This window comes from Lamprobacter sp. (assembly GCF_034860625.1).
GTDB lineage: Bacteria > Pseudomonadota > Gammaproteobacteria > Chromatiales > Chromatiaceae > Lamprobacter.
On the sequence record NZ_JAYESN010000318.1, the window covers coordinates 1 to 2,835 of the forward strand.

Below are 2,835 nucleotides of genomic sequence, written 5' to 3' on the forward strand. Positions count from 1 at the left end.
AAGGCGCTTAACCTGCTCGATTGCAAGACCTGACCCCATTCGTGTGCTTGCCCCCATTCGTTCTCTTCGTCATTCCGGCCTGGAAGCCGGAATCCCGTGCAGGGAAAGCAACCTCGCAGCAGGCACCAACGCTCAGCAGCGAACCACCCGCTTACCCTCCCTGGCCTAGGTCCCGGCTTCCCGGCCGGGACGACGCGTAAAACAGGGGTCGCGTAGAAACTCGCGCGTAAATCGGGGACGTTCCCCGATTGATCTTCAGCCGAGCATCCGGATGGTACGATAATGTGCGGTGAAGCAGACCCTGGCAGCACAGAGAGACTCAACATGGCCCTCGCTCAGCAAGACCTCGAACAAATCGGTGAGTACGTCAAAGACCACATCAGCGACTGGATCGCCGAGCAGAGCCTCGGCAAACCACCCGTCGTGTACGAAATCGAGCTGCGCGAGCGCATGATCCGGGTCGAGGAAGAGCTCAAGACCCAGCGCGAATTGATGCGCGAGGGATTCAACACCATGCGCACGGAAATGAACTTACGCTTCGAGCAGATCGACAAGCGCTTTGAACAAGTCGACAAGCGCTTCGAGCAGATCGACAAGCGCTTTGAACAAGTCGACAAGCGCTTCGAGCTGATGCAAGCAAACATGGACAAGCGCTTCGAGAGCGTGCAGCAAGACATTCGCGGCCTGCAGCAACGCATGGACAGCTTCATGCGCTGGTCTTTCGGCGTCACCATCGGCACCGGCGGACTCATCATCGGCATCCTCAAGCTCTGGCCTTAGGTCGCTTGAGATGAATCGCCATCCTCATGCGTTGATCTCCCCTCCCCGCCAGTCGACACGCCCAATCACCTTGACCTGGATCTGCTGCATCGCCGACGCGACCCTGCGATCCGGATAACGAGCCAGGTTGTCTGAGCGGAGAATCCAGGCACCATCGTAGTCGATATCGATTCGCCGGATGATCAGCCTGCGGCCATCGTGCAGGAGAAACACGCCTCCTTTGGCAGGATCGCAGTCCGCGCGGTCGATCAGTAGGATATCGCCAGCTCGAATCAGCGGGGCCATGCTATCCCCTTCTGCTTGGTAAAGGGCCAGGGTTTCTTCCCGCAGCCCTTGGCGCTGCAACCAGTCCGCGGGAAAGGCTACGGGCGCGTGTCGCTCCTCGATCATCACCACTTGCCCCTGGTGGAGCGCAAGGCGTTGCCTGGGAAGCCAGGGAGCATACTCGCTCGGATCGCCGTCACGGGTTTCGCGGACCCCAAATCCAACGCGACTCGGATCGTCGGCGGCGCCTCTTCTGCCAGCCGTCGACATGACATGGCTGTTCGGCTGATCCGCTTGGGACTGCTCCGCTTGCGGCCGATTCGGTTGGTCAGGCGCCACGGTTTTTCCTGTCAACAACTGATCAAGACTCCAGCCCAATGCCTCAGCGACAGAGGTCTGCTTGGTCCTGGGTATCCCCCGACGCTTCCAGTTGTTGATGTCTTGGCTGCGCACGCCGAGTCGCGCGGCAAAGGACGCCAGCGTCTCACCGCGCGCGCGAAGTTCTGCTTCGACTCTCGCCATTGAATTCATGCCGGAGAGTCTAAACGGCGCCTGATGGACAACAACAAACATGTTGTTTATCTTATAAACGCATGGATAAACGCCGAGTCGATCCATGTCAGTTGTCCGGCCCGTTCGGACTTTTATTTCAACAGTTTGGATTTCAACAGCTTGGGAGATATGACGCGATGGGGGTCTACATCTTTCTAGACATCGACGCGGAGGCCATCGAGCCAGCAGCCTGGCGAGGCTTCTACGCCCAAGCGCGAGACTTCCTACAAGGGCACGCGGACGGGCTGGTGGCTCTTCGCCAGCAGACGATCGACTGCAACGGGAAAGCGATCCGACGTTGGGTGTATTCGACCCGGCTGGAACAGGATGAGGCGAGCCCATCACAGCGGCATCTGCGGGTGTGCGGTGATCAGTCTTCCCTGAAGACGGCGGAGATCTTCTGTCTGTACGAGGACATTGCCCATTATCGGCGCTCTCGTTCCAGCGTTGGCTCCAGCCCCGGCCCCGGCGAGACCTCGGACAGCTTCATCACCAAGGCACTGGCGGGCTGGATCGACGGCAATGTCTTTAGCGACAAGACCCAGGGCTATCCCTACCATCAGGCCGTCCTGGCCGTAGGCATGCTCGCGGAAGCGCGCTTTCCTGGTCACGCCTTGGTGCGCGGGGATCTCAGTATCGCGCAATGCCAGGCTGCGGCCAGCCTGCTGGAGGAGATCATCGGGGTGAGCGTGCCGCTACCGTTGGTGGTCGACGCTGATCGGCTCTATGAGAACCTCGTCGGCCAGGCGCCCACGGTGGAGCGCCTGGAACACTTGGTCAATGTGTCTCCGACCCTGGAGGCAGGGGTGGAGATCCTCTACCGTCGAGCACCCCGGTCGCTGCAGTTGGAGTGGCTCGCGACGCTCATCGCCAGCTATGAGGGGCGGATCACTTTGGGCGTGACCACTGCGCTGCGGCACTGGCTCAACGTCACCGAGGATCTCGATGGACTGATCGAGGCGTTAAGTTCAGGGCTCGCCGGGGTGCGCCTGGCGCCTGCTGATCTGGCCTCGGCACTGGTCTCGACCGGTGTGACGCTGGAGCCGCAGCGGGCGGCGGGACTCGAGGGGCTGGATCGACCGGATGCGGTACCGGATAGCGTCTACTCGCAGTTTGGCAACGCCATGCTTGACGCATCGGGGCTGGGCGCGCGCAACTGTCGCTATCGTCTTGGGCTGGAGCCGGTCAGTGCTCGCCTGACGGAGCGCTTCCCGACGCAGCAAGCAGCCATTCGTGACA

3 protein-coding genes are annotated in these 2,835 nt (G+C 60.9%); 2 read left to right on the plus strand and 1 reads right to left on the minus strand.

The window, feature by feature from the left end:
• The first annotated feature begins 324 nt into the window (after nt 1-324).
• Complete coding sequence (locus VBE63_RS26815) at nt 325-780, plus strand: hypothetical protein (RefSeq protein WP_323686055.1); 456 nt, start codon at nt 325-327, stop codon at nt 778-780.
• Nucleotides 781-804: 24 nt separating this feature from the next.
• On the opposite strand, the gene VBE63_RS26820 is transcribed toward VBE63_RS26815, so the two are convergent.
• The gene (locus VBE63_RS26820) at nt 805-1,617 is read right to left on the minus strand and encodes a S24 family peptidase (protein WP_323686056.1); all 813 of its coding nucleotides are present in this window, start codon (nt 1,615-1,617) and stop codon (nt 805-807) included.
• A gap of 116 nt (nt 1,618-1,733) precedes the next feature.
• Between VBE63_RS26820 and VBE63_RS26825 the strand changes: the two genes are divergently transcribed.
• A partial coding sequence (locus VBE63_RS26825) for a hypothetical protein (RefSeq protein WP_323686057.1) occupies nt 1,734-2,835 on the plus strand: 1,102 nt, incomplete at its 3' end.

What these genes read in the sequence shown, in the direction of transcription:
- VBE63_RS26820 (WP_323686056.1), bottom strand. Translation starts at nt 1,617, where the DNA reads ATGTTTGTTGTTGTCCATCAGGCGCCGTTTAGACTCTCCGGCATGAAT.
- VBE63_RS26815 (WP_323686055.1), top strand. Translation starts at nt 325, where the DNA reads ATGGCCCTCGCTCAGCAAGACCTCGAACAAATCGGTGAGTACGTCAAA.